This window comes from Amycolatopsis sp. NPDC104587, from assembly GCF_055583645.1.
The window spans coordinates 83,115-101,089 of sequence record NZ_JBVJNO010000001.1 but is presented as its reverse complement, the minus strand read 5'-3'; the positions used below and the strand labels follow the sequence as shown (position 1 = coordinate 101,089).

General features: G+C 70.8%; 16 protein-coding genes and 1 tRNA gene. 3 read left to right on the top strand and 14 right to left on the bottom strand.

The annotated features are described in order from the left end of the window. Window positions 1–9: 9 nt before the first annotated feature. The 3 genes from ACZ61C_RS00515 to ACZ61C_RS00505 form a co-directional block, all read right to left on the bottom strand. Window positions 10–534 (bottom strand): gamma carbonic anhydrase family protein, encoded by a 525-nt coding sequence (locus ACZ61C_RS00515; RefSeq protein ID WP_465301285.1) that lies wholly within the window; start codon window positions 532–534, stop codon window positions 10–12. Window positions 535–561: 27 nt separating this feature from the next. After that, window positions 562–1,764 carry a M14 family metallopeptidase gene (locus ACZ61C_RS00510; protein WP_465302718.1) on the bottom strand — a complete coding sequence of 401 codons (1,203 nt, stop codon included), beginning with the start codon at window positions 1,762–1,764 and terminating at the stop codon, window positions 562–564. Window positions 1,765–1,870: 106 nt separating this feature from the next. After that, entirely contained in the window at window positions 1,871–2,458 is a 588-nt protein-coding gene (locus ACZ61C_RS00505; RefSeq protein WP_465301283.1) for a TetR/AcrR family transcriptional regulator, read from the bottom strand. Window positions 2,459–2,581: 123 nt separating this feature from the next. On the opposite strand from ACZ61C_RS00505, the gene ACZ61C_RS00500 reads away from it, so the two are divergent. After that, window positions 2,582–3,037 (top strand): GreA/GreB family elongation factor, encoded by a 456-nt coding sequence (locus tag ACZ61C_RS00500; protein ID WP_465301281.1) that lies wholly within the window; start codon window positions 2,582–2,584, stop codon window positions 3,035–3,037. Between the two features lie 221 nt (window positions 3,038–3,258). On the opposite strand, the gene ACZ61C_RS00495 is transcribed toward ACZ61C_RS00500, so the two are convergent. Beyond that, a tRNA-Thr gene (locus tag ACZ61C_RS00495) sits at window positions 3,259–3,332 on the bottom strand. A 133-nt stretch (window positions 3,333–3,465) separates the two neighbouring features. Here ACZ61C_RS00495 and ACZ61C_RS00490 point away from each other — a divergent pair. Next, on the top strand, window positions 3,466–5,130 hold the full coding sequence (locus tag ACZ61C_RS00490) for a hypothetical protein (RefSeq protein ID WP_465301279.1): 1,665 nt from the start codon (window positions 3,466–3,468) through the stop codon (window positions 5,128–5,130). Window positions 5,131–5,195: 65 nt separating this feature from the next. Here the strand turns inward: ACZ61C_RS00490 and ACZ61C_RS00485 are convergent, their stop codons facing one another. From ACZ61C_RS00485 to topA, 8 genes are all read right to left on the bottom strand, one after another. Then, complete coding sequence (locus ACZ61C_RS00485) at window positions 5,196–6,401, bottom strand: DNA polymerase III subunit delta' (RefSeq protein ID WP_465301277.1); 1,206 nt, start codon at window positions 6,399–6,401, stop codon at window positions 5,196–5,198. Continuing rightward, window positions 6,398–8,521 carry a bifunctional MFS transporter/dTMP kinase gene (locus tag ACZ61C_RS00480; protein WP_465301275.1) on the bottom strand — a complete coding sequence of 708 codons (2,124 nt, stop codon included), beginning with the start codon at window positions 8,519–8,521 and terminating at the stop codon, window positions 6,398–6,400. The genes ACZ61C_RS00485 and ACZ61C_RS00480 overlap by 4 nt, the downstream gene beginning before the upstream one ends. A gap of 148 nt (window positions 8,522–8,669) precedes the next feature. Next, on the bottom strand, window positions 8,670–9,287 hold the full coding sequence (locus ACZ61C_RS00475; protein ID WP_465301273.1) for a hypothetical protein: 618 nt from the start codon (window positions 9,285–9,287) through the stop codon (window positions 8,670–8,672). A 680-nt stretch (window positions 9,288–9,967) separates the two neighbouring features. Continuing rightward, window positions 9,968–10,762, bottom strand: coding sequence for a hypothetical protein (locus ACZ61C_RS00470; RefSeq protein WP_465301271.1), 795 nt, complete (start codon window positions 10,760–10,762; stop codon window positions 9,968–9,970). After that, on the bottom strand, window positions 10,755–10,928 hold the full coding sequence (locus ACZ61C_RS00465) for a hypothetical protein (RefSeq protein ID WP_465301269.1): 174 nt from the start codon (window positions 10,926–10,928) through the stop codon (window positions 10,755–10,757). Before ACZ61C_RS00465 ends, ACZ61C_RS00470 begins: the two co-directional genes overlap by 8 nt. Then, entirely contained in the window at window positions 10,921–11,712 is a 792-nt protein-coding gene (locus ACZ61C_RS00460; RefSeq protein ID WP_465301267.1) for an ESX secretion-associated protein EspG, read from the bottom strand. Before ACZ61C_RS00460 ends, ACZ61C_RS00465 begins: the two co-directional genes overlap by 8 nt. Before the next feature lie 86 nt (window positions 11,713–11,798). Next, a complete protein-coding gene (locus tag ACZ61C_RS00455; RefSeq protein ID WP_465301265.1) occupies window positions 11,799–12,386 on the bottom strand; it encodes a hypothetical protein in 588 nt (195 codons plus the stop codon). Between the two features lie 161 nt (window positions 12,387–12,547). Then, entirely contained in the window at window positions 12,548–15,403 is a 2,856-nt protein-coding gene (gene topA, locus ACZ61C_RS00450; RefSeq protein ID WP_465301263.1) for a type I DNA topoisomerase, read from the bottom strand. Between the two features lie 320 nt (window positions 15,404–15,723). Here topA and ACZ61C_RS00445 point away from each other — a divergent pair, with 320 nt between their 5' ends. After that, window positions 15,724–16,530: a S1 family peptidase gene (locus tag ACZ61C_RS00445; protein ID WP_465301261.1), complete on the top strand. Its 807-nt coding sequence runs from the start codon at window positions 15,724–15,726 to the stop codon at window positions 16,528–16,530. A gap of 18 nt (window positions 16,531–16,548) precedes the next feature. Here ACZ61C_RS00445 and ACZ61C_RS00440 read toward each other — a convergent pair whose 3' ends face one another. Both ACZ61C_RS00440 and ACZ61C_RS00435 read right to left on the bottom strand, forming a co-directional pair. After that, window positions 16,549–17,199, bottom strand: a complete 651-nt coding sequence (locus ACZ61C_RS00440) for a hypothetical protein (protein ID WP_465301259.1) — start codon at window positions 17,197–17,199, stop codon at window positions 16,549–16,551. A gap of 51 nt (window positions 17,200–17,250) precedes the next feature. Further along, a complete protein-coding gene (locus tag ACZ61C_RS00435) occupies window positions 17,251–17,838 on the bottom strand; it encodes a hypothetical protein (protein WP_465301257.1) in 588 nt (195 codons plus the stop codon). Window positions 17,839–17,975 lie beyond the last annotated feature (137 nt).

Genomic DNA, 17,975 nt, shown 5'->3' with positions numbered 1-17,975 from the left:
ACTGGAGAGTCAATCCAGCGCTTCGACGCCGGCCTTGTGCCGTTTCGCCAGGTCCTGGTAAACGGGCGCGTTGTGCTCCACCCACAGCCGCGCCGAGTCGGTGAGCGGCACGAACTTCTTGGCCGGGCTGCCCATCGCGACAACCTCGGACGGCACCTCGGTGCCGGGCGTCACGGTGGCGCCGGCCGCGACCAGCGTCCGCTCGCCGATCTTCGCGTCGTCCAGGACCGTGGAGCCGTTCCCGATCAGGGCCTGCTCGCCGACCGTGCAGTCGTGCACCAGGCACTGGTGGCCGACGGTGGCGTTCTTGCCGATCTCGCACACCTTGCCGACGTTGACGTGCACGACCGAGTTGTCCTGGATGTTGGCGCCCTCGCGGACGATGATCTTGCCGAAGTCGGCGCGCAGCACGGCGCCGTACCAGACCGAGGCGTCCTTCTCCACGACGACGTCGCCGATGAGGGTGGCGGTGGGCGCGATCCAGGCGTCCGGGTGAACCTGCGGGCGGAGCCCTTCGAACGAGAACAGAGGCATGCCCGAACCCTAGACCGCGCCGTGACGTCAGCCCGCGATCGCCGCGTTGATCAAAATATCGACCGCTTTGTCGTTGCGCGTGGTCTGCGGGACGATCTGGGTGTCCCGCGGGTAGAAGCCCGGGTTGCTGCCCTTCGGGTACATCTCGAAGGTGAAGCTCCAGATCTTGTGCGTCGCCCACATCCAGTCGTTGACGCTGCCGTCGGTGATGTAGAGGTCGCTGGACTGCTGCGGCGTGTAGCCGTTGGTCGCCGCCATCTGCTTGCCGAGGTTCTCGAACTTCGTCGCCTCGGCGGCGGTGAGCCCGGGCGCGATCCGGTCGTAGGTGTAGCCGAACGGCCAGAGCACCAGCTCGGAGTAGGTGTGGAAGTCGATGTGCGTCTTGATCTGCTGAGCGCCGCCGACCACGCGGGAGTTCACCCAGTTCGAGACGGCGCGGGCCTCGGGCGCGGAGAACGCCGCCGTGCCGCGGTAGGTCTCGCTGGACGTCGAGCCCGACGAGCCCCCGCAGCAGCCCCACTTGTAACCCCAGTTGCGGTTGGTGTCGGTGCCCGGGCCCTGGCGGTTCTTGCGCCAACTGTGGAAGGTGCCGCCGGAGATGTCGTACTCGGAGCCGTCCGGGTTGACGCTCGGGATCACCCAGATCTCGGTGCTGTCGACGAGCCGCTTGATCGCGGGATCCGTCGCGTATCCGCTGGTCAGCCGCTGCACGATGCGCAGGCACATCTCGGTGGTGAGGTGCTCGCGCGCGTGCTGGTTGCAGGTGAAGAGGACCTCGGGCTCGTTCTCGTCGGTGGCGGCGTTGTCGGAGATCTTGATCAGCGACAACGCCCGGCCCTCGTACGAGTTGCCCGCGCTGCCCAGCTTCGTCAGCGACGGGTAGTTCGCGACGGCCTTCTGCAGCTCGGTCTGCGTCTCGGCGTAGGTGTGGTAACCGGTGTAGCCGGCCGGAAAGTCCTCGACGGTCTCGGTGCCCTGCGGCCGGTTGACCTTGCCGAGCGCCTTGACGTCGAAGCCGAGCGCACGCAGCCGAGCGGCCTCGCCCGGGTTGGCGATGACCGTGGTCGTGCCGTCCGTGCTGTCGAGGATGTCGGCGCCGGTCCGGGCGACCTCGGTGCGCAGCTGGGCCGTGCCGGTGCCGGTCACCTCGTACACCTGCGGGCCTTCGGGCTGCGCGACCGCCTGGCCGCCGGTCGTGAGCATCAAGAGGGCGGCCGCGGCCACCGCCAGGCACGTTCGTGAGCGCATCACGTCTCCTGCTCTCGGGGGTTCTCCGAGAGTGGCCGGAGCCGGACGTAGTGCGCAATCCGTACGTCTACGGATCTATAGGGCGTTGCTAGCCGTAGTTGGCGAAGCAGAGCGCCTCGATGTCGGCACGCAGCGTGGCGAACGGCCGCGGCCGCACCCGCTGCTGGACGACCGTGCCGAGCAGGTACGACAGCAGCGCCCGGGCGCGCGCCCGCGGATCGTCGACGTCCAGCGGGGCGAGGAGCTCGGCGAGCAGTTCGGTGAGCGACGTCAGCATCACGTCGATGGCCTGCGGGTGCTGCGCGCGCCCGGCCGCGATCCAGTACTCGAACCAGAGGAACGCGGCGTTCGGGTTCGCGGCGAAGACGCGCAGGTACTCCTCGAGGACGGCGAAGAGGCGCTCGCGGGGCTCGTCGTGCTTCACGGCGACCTCGCGCAGGCCCGCGGCGAAGGCGGTGATGTGCGCGGCCATCGCGCGGTCGATGAGGACGTCGATGTCGGCGAAGTAGTAGTGGATCGCGCTCTTGGTGAGCGGCCCGGCGTCGGCGATGGCGCGCACGGTGCACCCCGCGAGCCCGTCGCGCGCGAGCACGACACGGGCGGCCTCGACGATCTGCTCCTGCTTGGCCAGCTGGTTGGGAGAGAGCCGGTCGCTGCGACCGGGGACTGCGCTCACGGTGATTCTCGTTACCTTCTTCCTGGACGGCAGCCCCGAATCCTAGGGCAGACGTCCTGCGAGCGGCTTCCGGGTGAAAAACCGGATTGGCCACCCCGGTCCTCGCAGCGGACAATGCGCGGCATGGTGATCTCAGGGGACAAGGGGCTCAGCCCGGCCGCACGCGGCCAGCTGGAGAAGGAAATCGCGAACTTGCGCGCTCAACGCGCAGCGCTCGCGCCGCAACCCGGCGAGCAGGAGCGCACCGGCGACGCGGCGGACCAGGCGGACGTGATCGACCGCGCGGAGGCGGCGGCCCGGCTCGACCGCCAGATCGCGGATCTCGCGGCAAAGATGGAACACGGCGGCTACGGCAACGCCCAGCTCCCCGACGGCACCACGGTGACCCTCAGGTTTTCCGACGGCGACGAAGAGACGTTCCAGGTGGTGACGGTCCCGGGCGAAGACGCGGACGCGATCACTTCGGACAGCCCCCTGGGGCTGGCCCTGGTAGGCCGCAAGGCGGGCGACGAGATCACCTACCGCACCCCCCGAGGCGACGCCAAGGCCACGGTCTTGAAGGTGACACCGCCCAAGTAGAAGCAAGCCCCTTGCGAAGGCCCCCGGCCACAAGCCGGGGGCCTTCGCCATCCAAAACTTGACCCGCAAGGGTGGTTCCCCAAAACAAATTCCACGGCAAGGCGACCACGACAGGGGGCCGGGGGCGGAGCCCTCCGGACGGGGTGTGGGCGAAGCCCCACAAGACACGCGAAGCCGAAAACGGCCCCTGCCCTCGATGGGCAGGGGCCGAGCATTGGCTGAGCCGCCTAGGGGAATCGAACCCCTGACCTATTCATTACGAGTGAATCGCTCTGGCCGACTGAGCTAAGGCGGCATGTCTCCGGCTCGCGCTGGCGACGAGGTCAAGTGTAGCGGAGGCTGTCAGCGTCACTTTCCGGGGGGACTGTCGTTAGGGCCCTATGACGTCGGTCTCATCCCCCGATCGACCTATCTGGAGGCTCTGGCACATGCGGCGAAGACTGCCCCGTTCGGTGGCCCTGCCGGCGGCCGCGGCGTTGCTCCTGCTCAGCGCGGCGCCGGCGAACGCCGACCCGACCTATCCGACGACGCCGATCCCGCAGCCGGCGAACCCGGGGCAGGCGCCCATTTCGGCGCCGATCGGGCCGCAGCCGCTCGGGCAGGCCGTCGGGGACGCCGGGACCGCGCTCGGCATCATCCGGCTGCTCCCCAACGCCGTGCCGACGAAAACGATCCTGCCCGGCTTCGGCGACACCCTGCCGAAGCAGTCGGCGCTCGAGGCCGGGATGGGCCTCTCCAGCGCCTCGGCGAACTCCGACGCCTTCCTGAGCTACGAGAAGGCCATCGCGCAGGCGTCGCCGTTCGGGCTCTCAGTGGGCGGGAACGCGCCGCAGACGCCCGGCAGCGTCGTGCAGACCGCCCTGCCGGACAACCCGCAGCCGATCAGCGGCGGGCTCAACGCGCCGCCGAACCCGCTGCTCAACGTGGGCCTGCTCAACGGGAGCGCGCACGCGCGGTGGAGCCCGACGCTCGGCCCGTGCGTCGACACCATCGCCGACGCCAGCACGTCGGTGGCGAGCCTGTCGCTGCTGAACGTCATCCCGTCGATGCCGAACCTCGGGCTGGACGCGCTGAAGCCGAAGCTCGACCCGAACACGCTGGCCAGCGGGTTCGACCTGACCAAGGGCCTGCAGAGCCTTGGCGGCCTGCTGCAGGGCGGCGGCCAGACCGCGGCGAACGGCAACGGCTCGCTGCTGAGCCTGCCGAACACGCTGTCGTCGCGGTCGCAGGTGAAGCTCGTCGACATGCCCGGCTCGAAGAACAAGGCCGTGCAGTCGACCTCGACGCTGCAGGCCGCGGACATCGAGATCCTCAAGGGCACCCCGCTCGCGCTGAGCATCAAGGTGGCCAGCCAGCCGACGCTGAAGGTGACCTCCACCGGTGACGCGAAGACGTCCAAAGTGGAGTACACCGCGCCGGTGCTGACCATCGAGGCGGCCGGGAAGACGCTGTACACGCTGGATGCCGCGCACCCGACCAAGGACATCCCGATCGGGCTGCCGCTGGCCGGGCTGAGCGACCAGTTCGGGCAGCTCAACGACATCCCGGTGGTCGGCGGGCTCGTCTCGACGCTCACCAAGGGTGTCCAGCAGGTCGGCAACACCGCGGGCACCGTGCTCGACCTCGGCGTGCTGCGGCTGAGCATCGCCGGGCTCGACCAGAAGTCCGCGGCGATGACCACGCCGTTCAAGGGTTTCCAGCTGGGCGCGTCGGCGCGGCTGTTCGACCTGCAGCTGCTGCCGACGACGAAGCTCAAGAGCCTGCTGCCGGACGACCAGGCGAAGAACCTGCCGTCCTCGCTGGCCCAGCTTTCGCTCGGCGAGCAGGTCGCGCGGGCCTACGCGCCGACCGACGGCGTCGTCTGCGGGACGACGTCGACTCCGCCCGCGGGCGGCGAAGCGCCGAAGGGCCCGGTGAAGCACCTCGCCTACACCGGTGGCGCGTACGACACCGTGCCGCTGTTCTGGACGGGCACCGCGATGCTGCTGCTGGGCGTCGTGATGGTGGCCGCGATGCCGGGCGCACGCCGGCGGCCGCTGGCCGTCGCGGTCCAGGAGAAGCCGTTCAAGCCGTCACCGCGCCCGCGCGAGTGACCTTCGAGCCGCCCCGGGGACAGTGAAGGAACCCGCCAGGAGCTTCGGCTCTTGGCGGGTTTCTCTTAGCCCTGGCGAAGCGTCGTCACCATCGCTTCGACGGCGATGCGCGGCTTCACGTTCAGGTCGATCGCCTCGCGGCACTCCAGCACGGCTTCGAGGCGGCGCAGCGTCGACTCCAGCGTCCACGACGACGCCGCTTCGGCGATCTGGTCGGCGTGGTCGGGGTGGTTGAGCGTCGCGCCCGAGCGGGTCGCCGTCACGAGGACGTCGCGGTAGAACGCGGCGAGGTCGATCAGGGACAGGTCCAGCGTGTCGCGCTGGGTGCGCGTGGCGCGGGACTTCTGCTTCTTCTCCAGCTGCTTCACCGCGGCTTCGGCGGCGCGCTTGGCGCCGGCGACACCCTTGCCGACGCCGTCGCCGCCCATCGCCGTGCGCAGCTCGTTGCGCTCGTCCTCGTCCCGGCCCTTGCTCGCCTCACCGGCGTCGGCCTCGGCCGCGCTGATCAGCTGGTCGGCGCACGTGAAGACGTCACCGGGCCGGCGCAGGCCCAGCGGGATCCGCAGCACGGTCGCCCGCCGCTGACGCGCGGCTTCGTCGGTCGCGAGCCGCCGCGCGCGGCCGACGTGGCCGCCGCACACGGAAGCGGCCCACTGCGCGCGTTCCGGGTCGACGTGGTCACGGCGCACGAGCACGTCCGCGATCGCCTCGGGCGGCGGCGTCCGCAGCGTCACCAGGCGGCAGCGCGAACGGATCGTCACCGAGACGTCCTCGGGGTGGTCCGACGGCGCGCACAGCAGGAACACCGTGCGGTCCGGCGGCTCCTCGACGGCCTTCAGCAAGGCGTTCGACGCGCCCTCGGTGAGCCTGTCGGCGTCCTCGATGATCACGACCTGCCACTTGCCGGTGGTCGGCCGGCGCGCGGCGGCCTGGACCAGCGCGCGCATCTCGGCGACCGAGATCGACAGGCCTTCCGGCACCACGAGCCGGACGTCGGCGTGGGTGCCCGCCATCGTCGTGTGGCAGCCGGGGCAGGCGTCACAGCCAGTGCCGGTGCTGCACTGCAGGCCCGCGGCGAACGTCCGCGCGGCCACCGAGCGGCCGGACCCGGCCGGGCCGGTGATCAGCCAGGCGTGGGTCATCGCGCCGGGCGGCGCCGGTTCCCCGGCGACGATCTTCGCCGCGGCGGACGCGGCCGCCGTCAGGGTTTCGACCGCGGCTTCCTGGCCGACCACGTGGTTCCAGACGCCGATGCGTTCGGTCGTCGTCACTTCGCCTCCACGCGAGGCTCTTTCGCGGTCTCGACGGGCAGGGTGTCCTCGAAGTCCAGCGGAAGGGTCGACGGCTGGTCCGCCGTCGGCGCCAGCGCGGCGAGCCGGCCGACGAAGACGGCGCGCAGCGCGGTGCGGATGCGCTCGGCCACCTCGGCATCGGTGCCGTCGGCGTCGATCACGACGTAGCGATCCGGGTCGGCCGCGGCCATCTCGCTGAGCAGGTGCTGGACGCGCCACTGGTCGTTCATCGTGGCCGCCTTGTCGCGCGGCGCCCCGGGCGGCGCGGAGTCGAGCAGGACGGTCAGGTCCGGGCGCAGCCGCCCGGTCGCCCAGTCGGCGAGGCCTTCGAGCTCGTCGCTGTCGAGCCCGGCGACGGCGGACAGGTGCGCCAGCGGCGAGTCGACGAACCGCTCCATGACGACCACCGAACCGGCGTCGAGCGCCGGCTGGACGTGCCGCTCGACGATGTCGGCCCGCACCGCCGCGGCGGCCAGCGCCTGCGCGCGCGCCCCGGTCAGCGAAGCGCCGGAAACCAGCGCCGTCAGCCGTTTGTCGTCCAGCGCCGGATCCGCGGCGACGACGACCGGGCGCGTGCCACCGCGCATCCAGTCGGCGAGGTTGACGGCCTGGATCGCGGTGTTGATCGCGGTGGTGCCCTCGACGGCGATCAGGAAGCCGTTGACGCGCCTCGGCGTGCGGCGCAGCGCGTTGCGCAGGTCGGACAGGATCGGCTCGGTGCGCTTGTCGTCCATCTGCCGGTAGGCGAAGAAGCCGGCGATCAGCGCGATCGCGGCGCCGGCGAGCATGATCGGCCGGGTGCCGTCGATCGTGACCGGGCTGCCCCAGACGTTGATGGTGCGCTTCGCCACGACACCGACCAGCACCGGGACGGTGACCGTGGTGCCGAACAGCACGAGCTTCATCATCAGCTGGTAGATCGCGTTGATCCGGCCGCGGATGGCGTCTTCGACGCGGGAGCCGATGATCGTGACACCGGTGAGGAACGCCGTCCCTGCCCAGAAGCCGACCAGGACGACGGTGACGAGCGAGATCGACAGGTGCGGCGACAGCGCCACCAGGGCGAGCGAGAGCCCGGCCGCGATGATGGAGACGCCGAACAGCCGGTCGTGCGGGAGCCGCCGGGAGAGCTTGGGCGCGAACGCCATCCCGGAGGCGAGGCCGACGAAGACGGCCAGCACGAGGAGGCTGAACGCCGAGTCGCCGGCCAGCAGGCTCGAGGAGTACGGCTTGGCCGAGCCGATCACGGCGCCGCCGGCGGCGAACGCGCCGAACGCGCCGACCAGCAGCCCGCGCACGAGCGGCGTGGTGCGGATGAACCGGAAGCCGTCGGCGATCATCGTGCCGATGCCGAGCTTTTCCTCGTCGGCCGGCTTGACCTTCCGTTCCGGCAGCGAGTGGACGTTGCGCAGCGAAAGCTCGGGGATCCGGGTGGCGATGAGGATCGCGCTGGCCAGGTAGAGCAGGGCGGTGATGATGACGACCAGCTTCGCGATGCGGAGGCTGGTGTCCTCGCCGGGAACGTGGAGGAAGTTCGTGTTGATGCCGGTGAGGATCGCGTTCGCGCCGGCCGCGGTGACGACGGCCAGGCCGTAGGTCATCACCATGCCGAGCTGGTTCGCCGTCTCGACCTGGTCGGGGCGGCGGAGCAGGTTGGGGACCGCGGCCTCTTTCGAGGGGATCCACATGCTCGCCGCGCTGCCGACCAGGAAGTTGCCAACGAGCAGCCACCACGGCGCGCTCACGAAGGCGATGGACAGCAGGAACCCGCACCGCAGCAGGTCGGCGACGACCATGACCTTGCGACGGTCGAACCGGTCCGCGAGCAGCCCGCCGACCGGCGCGAACAGCAGGCCCGGGGCGAGACCGGTGAGCACCACGCCGACAAACGCGAAGTTCTGGGCGAAGTAGTTGTTCGTCAGCTTCGTGGCCAGGCCGGTCAGGGCGAGGATGTTCAGCCAGTCGGCCACGCTGCACAGGTACGTGACGCCCCAGAGGCGCCGGAACGGTTTGATCGCCAGTACCCGCCGGACCCGGTTGATCGTGGACGCCTCGGCGCCCGACGACCCACCCGGGCCGGCCCCGGGTACCGATCGCACGCCCTCGCTGATACGCCCACCCCACTAGTCACGGCCATGCCGGACGCCCTCGTGAGGTAGCCCGACCGTGAAGCCAGGGTAGCCCGATCGGCCCTTGCCGCGCGGACGCCCCCGTGGTGCCGGTGGGGTGGGGAACAGCGGAGGAACGCTAGTCGAACAGTCCGGTCACGCTGCTGACCAGGCTGGAGACCATCTCGATCGCGACAAAACCGAACACGATCAGCAACGCGACCGCCAGGATCACGCCCGCCGCACTCGACGACGGCCGGTTGAAGGCCGGCATCGACATGGCGGGCATCTTCGGCAGCTTGCGCCGCTTGACCGGCACGACCTCGAGGTCTTCGTCGAAGTCGTCGTCGGCCGGCGCCTGCTGCCGAGCGGGCCGCGGGATCTGCGGCGCCCGCGTCGGCCAGGTCCGGCGCCGGTTGCGCTGCCGCGGCAGCACCCCGGGCGGCGAGCCGGCACCTTCGCCGGCCGTGCTCGTGGTGCCCGCGGGCGGGATCGCCGCCGGAGCCTTGGCTTCCTCCTCGCGGAGGGCCTCCTCGACCATCCGGCGCACGGCCTCCTCGTCGTGTTGCACCGGCCCGGCCACCTGGATGGCGGCGGGCTCGTGCCCGTTCGCCATCGCGGGGCGGGGCTCGGGTGCCGCGGTGACTAGTCCGGAGACCGGGTCCGCGAACGTCTCGCCTGGTGCTTCGGACAGAGTGCCGTCGCGCTGAGTGAGCTCGGGGGCATTGAAGAAGGGAGCCTCACCGTTCGCGCTCATGGTGACCACCTCACTACTGAATGTCCTCGCCTTTCCAGGGTAGCGACGATGGCGGATAACGCATCCGCCCAATGGCTCTGTCTGCAATGGAGGGTCGGTCACGCAGCGCAAGCCTGTGCCCGAACCCCCTGCAGTGTCCAGCCTGCCGGTGACTCGGTCGACCGCCAATGGTGACGGATTGTAGTGAGTCCGATCACATCGGCTTGCCGGCGGGGCTGGCCGACGGGATGGCCAGTGGCCAGTTTGCCGGGTGGTGCTCGGGGTGGTCATGGGGGTGGTTGGAGTTCGGTTCGAGAACGTTGGGTGACGGCGACGGTTGCGAAGCCCGCAGCGGTGGGGGCAGCGCGATGGCGGAGGCAGCGGCATCGGCGGATCGGCGCGGGCCAGCGCGGCGGCGGAGACCACGCGGCGGCGCATCGGCGGTGGCAGCACGGCGGAGGCAGATCGGCGCGGGCCAGCGCGGCCGCGCATCGGCGGAGGCGGAGCGGCGTGGCCCGGCGGCGGCGACTCTGGTCGCCGGGCGCGACCCCGGCTGCCTCTGCGGCGGCGCAGACACCGAGCGGAGTGCGCGCGCCGAACCCGGCACGTGCCGGACCACCGCCGGTCGGCCGACATCCGCCGCGCGGCCGCCGACCCATCCGCCGCGCCTGCCGCGTCGCCGAGCGGCCAGGCGCCGCGCGCTACTCCTGCACCTCCTCTTGGCCTAGGTCGATCATCTTGCGGCACCAGTCGCGGAGCATGGTGCGGCTGAAGGGGCTCAGGACCAGCTGGCGGCGGCCGTCGCCGCGGTCGAGGGCCGCCAGGGCGAAGCGGCCCAGGTCCGTGTCGATCAGGACGAAGCCGTGGTCGGGGAACTCCGCGCACAGGCCGCCGAACGCCAGCATGTCCAGGACCGCCGTGCCCGAGCGGGGGCGGGCCAGCAGCTCGCGCATCGCGCCCAGGCCTTCTTCCTGGCCGTCGTGGACCAGGCCGTCCTTGTCGACCGTGAGCCAGATCGGGCGGGGTGAGCTGCCGAACGGCGCGTCCGGCAGCTCGGCCACCAGCATCTCCGGCAGCTCCTCGAAGTCGGCCAGGTGGATCGCCGTGCGGCCGGGCAGCGAGCCCAGCATGAACGCGCGCTCACCGTCGGCGTAGCACCGGATGTCCGCCGTCTCCGGGCCTTCGTCGAACACGCCGCACAGCGCCGCCCGGACCGAACCGCGCAGCATCAGCGACACCACCTCGAAGCCGAGCTCGTTGAGCTCGCCCGCCTCGCCGAACGGGGTGCCCTCGATCCACGCGGCCCACGCCGTGTGCCGCTCGATCTCGGCGATCAGGTCCGCCGGGTCGTCCGAGACCGGGCCGTGGACCAGGATGTCGTGGTCGCTCACCTCCGGGTTGTACAGCCGGTCCACCGGCTCGCGGTCCGGCATCGCCGCCAGCACCGGCCCGGCCGCCAGCTCCAGCAGCTCCCGGGCCGCCGTGCGCTCAACCATGGCTTCGCACCTCCTCTCCCGGTCGCCTCCCAGCCTCGCCCGGACCGGCCGCCGCCGCCGGGCCACGCGGTATCGGCACGTCGCTGATCAGCTCCGCCGCCGCGAGGATCGCGTCACGCACCGTGAGGCCCAGCACCGCCGGCTCGGCCGCCTCCTGCTCAGGCATGGCTCTGCACCGCCTCGACGATCCACTGCTCCGCCGTGCTTCGCGAGGCTGGACCCCACGTCACCGTCCAGCGGCCGGTGCGGCCCACCGCCGCGCTGAACTGGTAGCGGCCGAGGTCGTTGTCGACCAGGCCGAACGCGCCGTGCGGGTACTCGGCCAAGATCGCGTCACGCACCGCGAGGTCGACCAGCACCGTGCCCAGGCGGGGACGGGCCGCGCACTCGCGGATCTGCGCGACCGCCCGCTCGCAGCCGCGCGGGATCAGGCCGCCCTCGTCGGTCTCGATGCGGACGAGCCCACCCGGGCCCGGCGGCCGGTCGGGCAGGCCGTCGAACACCCAGCCCGGCAGCTCGCTGAGGAAACCCGACCGCAGCCGCGCGCGGTTGCCCAGCTTGTGCAGGACCGTGGTGTAGTCCTCGTCGCCGAAGAACCGGACCTCCCACGGCTCGTCGCGGGCCGGGAAGACGCCGGTCACCACGCCGCGGATGAAGCCGCCCCGCAACGCGCGGTACAGCCCGACGGCCTCCGCCGTGACCTCGCCGCCCGGCGCGAGGCCGATCGCGGACATCCCGGCGACGAACCGCGTGTACTGCTCCACCTCGTCGGCGAGGCTCGAGGACGGCGAAGAACGACGGCCCGGCAGCGGTCCGGTCTCCGCCAGCACCGGCGGGATCTCGAACTCGGGGTCGTAGAACTCCATCACCGAGGGCCGCTCCGGCACCTCGGCCGACAGCGGTGCGATGACCTCGTCGATGACGTCGAAGACGGCGACTGAGTTGTTCACCCCTAGATTGAACACCCTGGCACCGACAATTTCTCGCACATATGTTCGACAGGGTGAGGTCGTTCGGTGAGCGGTCGCCGAGCGGCTCAGGCATGCTCCGGCACCCGCCCCTCGACGAACTCCGCGAGCCGCTCCACGCTGCCGGGCAGCCACCAGAACCGGCGGTGGCCACCCTCGCGTCTGCCGAGCACCGCGAGGTGCCGGCCGCGGTCGTCGTCGACGAACGCCAGCATCTCCCACGGCCGCCGCGGGCCCTCCGCGGCGCCGAGGGCGACGTCGATCTGGACCGTGCCGCGCCTCGGCCGCCGCAGGTCGTCCATCAGGTCGAGGATCAGGCACTCCTGCCCGGGCTCGAGCACGCCGCGCTCGTCGGCGTCCAGCCACAGCCCCTCGCCCGGCGCCGGCGAACAGGGCAGCAGCCGCGTGAACGCCAGGCCGAGGAGCTCCGGGACCGAACCCGACGACGGCCCGGACAGCCGCAGTCCCTCCCCGGCGACGCCGAACCGCTTCCGGTCGTCGAAGAACGCCGACGTCCACGGCGCCTCGGACATCGCGACAGCCACGCCGCAGACGCCGCCACTGCCGGCGAAGCCAGGCAGCGCGTCGAACAGGTCGGCAGCCGACGACGACGCCGCGGCGGCCGCTCGGACGGGCTTCAGGATCTTGCTGGTCACCGTGTGCACGGTGCGTGGTGTTGTGGTCACGCGTTCATGGAACCCGGGACCACCGACAATTTCCCGAACATTCGTTCGAAGTGTCACCCGAAAGTGTGGCCGGAGACCACGAAGGCCTCCCCATCAGCCGATGAGGAGGCCTTCGTGAGCGAGTGCGGTGGCTACTTCGTCTTCGTCGCCGTCGAACGCTTCGTAGTGGTCGACTTCGCGGCCGCGGCCTTCGAAGTCTTGCTCGTGCCCGCCTTGACCGTCTTCGCCGTCGTCGAAGCCGGCTTGCGCGCCGGCGCCTTCCGCTTCGGAGCCGGTCCCTTCGCCCGCTTCTCCGCCAGCAGCTCGGACGCGCGCTCCGCGGTCAGCTCGTCGATGTCGTCACCCTTGCGCAAGGTGGCGTTGTACTCGCCGTCGGTCACGTACGGGCCGAACCGGCCGTCCTTGACCACCATCGGCTTCTTCGACACCGGGTCCTCGCCGAGCTCCTTGAGCGGCGGCTTCGCCGTCGCGGACCGCCCACGCTGCTTCGGCTCCGCGTAGATCTTCAGCGCCTCCTCGACGGTGATCGAGAACAGCTGGTCCTCGGTCGAGAGCGAGCGCGAGTCCGTGCCCTTCTTCAGGTACGGCCCGTAGCGCCCGTTCTGCGCGGTGATCTCGTCACCGGACTCCGGGTCCTTGCCGACGACCCGCGGCAGCGAAAGCAGCTTCAGCGCGTCCTCGAGCGTGATCGTCTCGATGTCCATCGACTTGAACAGCGAACCCGTACGCGGCTTCGGCGCCTTCGCCTTGGCGGCCTTCTTCTGGGCGGCCGTGGCGTCCTCGGGGATCTCGATCTCCGGCAGCACCTCGGTCACGTACGGCCCGAAACGGCCTTCCTTCGCGACGATCGGGTGCCCGCTCACCGGGTCGTTGCCCAGCGTGCGGCCCTCTTGCGGGGTCGCGAACAGCTTCTCCGCGATCTCCTGCGAGAGCTCGTCCGGCGGCAGGTCCTCGGGCAGGTTCGCGCGCTGCGACTCGCCGTCGACCTCACGCTCGAGGTACGGCCCGTAGCGCCCGACCCGGACGACGACGGTGTGGCCGTCGGCGTCGCTGAACAGCGGGATCGAGTTGATCTCCCGCGCGTCGATGTCCTCGACACTGCCTTCGACGAGCTTCTTCAGCCCGCCCAGGCGGCCGATCGAGCCGTCGACACCCATGTCGCCGCCGAAGTAGAACTTCGACAGCCACTGCGCGCGCTGCTCGTTGCCGGCCGCGATGCGGTCGAGCTCGTCTTCCATGCCGGCGGTGAAGTCGTAGTCGACGAGCCGCTCGAAGTGCCGTTCCATCAGGCCGATCACGGCGAACGCGACCCACGACGGAACGAGCGCGGAGCCCTTCTTCCAGACGTAGCCGCGGTCCTGGATGGTCTTGATGATCGACGCGTACGTCGACGGACGCCCGATGCCCAGCTCTTCCAGCTTGCTGACCAGGCTCGGCTCCGAGTAGCGCGCCGGCGGCGACGTCGTGTGGCCGTCCGGGTTCAGCTCGGTGGCGGTGAGGTCCTGGTCCTTCTCGAGCACCGGCAGGCGGCTCTGCTTGTCGTCCGCTTCGCCACCGGTCTCGGTGTCGACGGCCTCGACGTACGCCTTCAGGAAGCCCGCGAAGGTGATCGTGCGGCCCGAAGCGGCGAAGGTGCACTCTTCGCCCGAAGCCGCGTTGCCGACGATGCGCACGGACATCGTGGTGCCCTTGGCGTCCGCCATCTGCGACGCGATCGTGCGCTGCCAGATCATCTCGTAGAGGCGGTACTCGTCGGTGTCCAGCTCGCTCGCGACCTGGCCCGGCGTGCGGAAGACCTCGCCCGACGGCCGGATCGCCTCGTGCGCCTCCTGCGCGTTCTTGACCTTGCGCGTGTACTGGCGCGGCGACGGCGAGACGTACTCCTTGCCGTACAGCTGCGTGGCCTGGCTGCGCGCCGCCGAGATCGCCGACTCCGACAGCGTCGTGGAGTCGGTACGCATATAGGTGATGTAACCGTTCTCGTACAGCTTCTGCGCGATCCGCATCGTGCGCTCCGAGGTGAACCGCATCTTGCGGCCCGCCTCCTGCTGCAGCGTCGAGGTCATGAAGGGCGCGTACGGCTTCCGCGTGTACGGCTTCTCTTCGACGCTCGAGACCTTGAAGTCACGCTGCTTGAGCCCCTCGGCGAGGCGCCGCGCGTCGGCCTCGGCCAGCACGCGGATCTCGTTGTTCGACGCCTTGAGCTGCCCGTCCGAGCCGAAGTCGCGGCCGGTGGCCAGGCGAGCGCCGTCGACGGCGACCAGGCGCGCCCCGAAAGTGCGCGGCGAGGCCTCTTCGCCGGCGTCCATCGTCGCCGAGACGTCCCAGTACGACGCCGAGGTGAAGCGCATCCGCTCGCGCTCCCGCTCGACCACGATCCGGGTCGCCACGGACTGCACGCGGCCCGCCGAAAGCTTCGGCATGACCTTCTTCCACAGCACCGGCGAGACCTCGTAGCCGTACAGGCGGTCGAGGATGCGGCGGGTCTCCTGGGCGTCGACGAGGTCGGCGTCCAGCTCACGCGTCGAGTCGGCGGCCGCGCGGATGGCCTGCTCGGTGACCTCGTGGAAGACCATCCGGCGGACCGGGACCTTCGGCTTGAGCGTCTCGAGCAGGTGCCACGCGATGGCCTCGCCCTCGCGGTCGGGGTCCGTCGCGAGGTAGAGCTCGTCGACGTCCTTGAGCAGGCTCTTGAGCTCGGTGACCTTGGACTTCTTGTCCGGGGTCACGACGTAGAGGGCCTTGAAGTCGTTGTCGACGTCGACGCCGAGGCGTGCCCAGGACTCGCCCTTGTACTGGGCGGGCACGTCGGCGGCACCACGCGGCAGGTCGCGGATGTGCCCGACGGAGGACTCGACGACGTACCCGCCGCCGAGGTAGGGGGCGATCTTGCGGGCCTTGGTCGGCGACTCGACGATAACGAGCCGCCGGTGCCCGGCGCCGTTGTCCGCCCCGGCTCCGTTCTTCTTGGTCCGTGCTCCTGCCACGCTGTCCTGCTCTCCGCTCATCTCGTCCCGCGATCGGGACCAGGCCCTGCCCCGGGGGCATCGGGCCCGCGTCTTCGACCTGCCAGTGTGCACGCTCTTCCGGCCCGGACGGCGCGGAGGTGGCCCAACACGCCGCTGAGCCTGTGTCCACCGCATCGCCGCTGACCTCGGCGATGTTTCCTCTCTACACCGGGCACGTGATTTCGGCCACGTCCCGCGCAGCCTAGCGCGTGACCGTCCGGATACCCTCCGTTCGACGGTGGTGGGCACGGGGAGGTCAACGCTTCACTGGTTTCCCCGTCCAGCCGAAAGGATCCGCCATGACCCGACGCCTCCTCGGCGCCCTGCTCACCGCCGTGACCGCCACAGTATTACTAGGAGTCACTCCGGCGAGCGCCGCCGCGGCGAACTTCGCCGGCACCGTGGCGCTGTCCAACTGCTCGGGTTCGGTGGTCAAACCGGCCGCGACGCCGGACACCGCACCCGCGCTCGTCATGTCCAACGGGCACTGCCTCGAGACCGGCTTCCCCGGCCCCGGCCAGGTCATCACCAACCGGACGTCCAGCCGGACGTTCACGCTGCTCAACGCGAGTGGCGGCAACACGGCCACGCTCCGGGCGAAGAAGATCGTCTACGGGACGATGACCGACACCGACGTGTCGCTCTACCAGCTCACCACCACCTACGCGCAAATCAAGTCCAGCTACGGGATCTCGCCGCTGGAGCTGTCCAACGCGCACCCCACCGCCGGCGCCGCCATCGACGTCGTCTCCGGTTACTGGAAGCGCATCTACTCCTGCAACATCGACGGCTTCGTCTACCGGCTCAAGGAAGGCAGCTGGACCTGGAAGGACTCCATCCGCTACACCTCGGCCTGCCAGACCATCGGCGGCACGTCGGGCTCGCCGATCGTCTCCGGCGGCAAGGTCGTCGGCGTGAACAACACCGGCAACGAGGACGGCCAGCGCTGCACGGAGAACAACCCGTGTGAGGTCGACCAGGCCGGCAACGTCACCGTGCACTACAAGACGAACTACGGCCAGGAGACCTACGGCATCCCCGCCTGCCTGACCGCGGCCAACGAAATCGCGCTCACCCAGGCCGGCTGCACGCTGCCCCGGCCCTGACTCGGCTCTCGCACCCGGTCAAGCCGTGCTCGTCACGGCTTCCGGGTGCGAGACCGGCTGCGGCGCCGCGCCGGGCCACGCCGCTTCGGCGCCCGGCGGCGGCTCCCCGATGAGTTCCAGCAGTGCCTCCAACCTGCGTTTCCCGGTGACCTTCACGGCCGGGACCTCGGCCTTCGGGCCGGTCAGCTTCGCCAGGACGCCCAACGGCGTCAGCGCCTCGACCAGCCGCTCGTGCATGCCGGGCGCCAGCGGGTCGACGGCCAGGAGATACCCCTGCGTGCCCGGCCGGCCACCGGCCAGCGCCCACATCCGCAGCATCGCCCCGCTCAGCCGGAAACCGGCCGGCACCGCCTTGCCCGAGTCGTCCTCCGCCGGGCCCGCGCAGCCCTCACGCAGCCAGCTCAGCGCGAGCGGGAGCAGGTCGACCCGGAACGACGTCCGGACCTGCGGGCTGCCGCAGTCGGCCTTCGAGACCTGCGCGTCCGCACCGCGCTGACGGAGTTCACGGGCGAGGATGTGCGCCCGCCACGGCTCCTCGACGACCACTGAAAGCCGCGCGGCGGTGCGCCCGAAGCCGGTGATCTGGCCGTGGCAGCACAACAGCCCGGCCAGGTCACCCAGACCCGGCCCGCTGGCCTCAGCGGAGAAGAGCGAGATCGTCCGATCCACCGGGACATACTAGAACACAAGTTCGATTCGTGGCGAGGGTCACGCCGATCTTCACCGAGGTGGTTGATCGAGCAGGCGGCAGCTCTCCGCGCGCTGTTCGGCCGCTGCGAGGACGGGGACGCCCTTGAGGCCCCGGAGGTAGTCGAGCGCGTCGATGCGGTCCAGCGTGACCCTGGCCTCGCCCAGAGCGTCCTTCGTCGCGCCCGCGTCACCACGGACGGCGTCGATGCGCCGGCGCGCGGCCTCGGCCTGCGCCCGGATCTCGGCGAGCTGCGCGATGACGTCCTTGCGGCCGCCGTCCGAGGACGGCACCGGCGGCGCGCCGAGCGCGTTCAGCCCGGCGAGGCTCCGGTCGAGCCCGCCGACCACCGAGGAGAGCAGGTCACTGGACGTCCGAGACGCCTGCTGCGGCGTGCTCGGGTCGACGGTGGGGAGTTCCGCCAGCGCGCGGACCAGGTGGGTCACCGCGCCGCAGTAGCCGTCCGCCCATCTCGCCGCGGGATCGGCCTGCGGCACCACGGTCGTCACCGACGAACCCTGGTCCCGCGCCGGCGTCTGCGTGGCTTGCTGCCCGCAGCCGGCGAGGCCGATCGTGATCGTCGTGGTCAGAGCGGCGAAGACGGTTGACCGCGGCCGCACCTGCACACCTCCTGCTCGACGACGTCCCGGACGGCCCGACGGTACCGACTCGGTGCCGCTTCGCAAGTCGCCGGGCCAGTGTGGGATGACCTGACACAGCACAGGCCCGGCACGCGACGCTGCGTGCCGGGCCCGGG

Bases quoted from the DNA above. Each gene is read 5' to 3' on its own strand.
- ACZ61C_RS00515 (WP_465301285.1), bottom strand. From the start codon at position 534: ATGCCTCTGTTCTCGTTCGAAGGGCTCCGCCCGCAGGTTCACCCGGAC.
- ACZ61C_RS00500 (WP_465301281.1), top strand. From the start codon at position 2,582: ATGGTGATCTCAGGGGACAAGGGGCTCAGCCCGGCCGCACGCGGCCAG.
- ACZ61C_RS00490 (WP_465301279.1), top strand. From the start codon at position 3,466: ATGCGGCGAAGACTGCCCCGTTCGGTGGCCCTGCCGGCGGCCGCGGCG.
- ACZ61C_RS00475 (WP_465301273.1), bottom strand. From the start codon at position 9,287: ATGAGCGCGAACGGTGAGGCTCCCTTCTTCAATGCCCCCGAGCTCACT.
- ACZ61C_RS00470 (WP_465301271.1), bottom strand. From the start codon at position 10,762: ATGGTTGAGCGCACGGCGGCCCGGGAGCTGCTGGAGCTGGCGGCCGGG.
- ACZ61C_RS00465 (WP_465301269.1), bottom strand. From the start codon at position 10,928: ATGCCTGAGCAGGAGGCGGCCGAGCCGGCGGTGCTGGGCCTCACGGTG.
- ACZ61C_RS00445 (WP_465301261.1), top strand. From the start codon at position 15,724: ATGACCCGACGCCTCCTCGGCGCCCTGCTCACCGCCGTGACCGCCACA.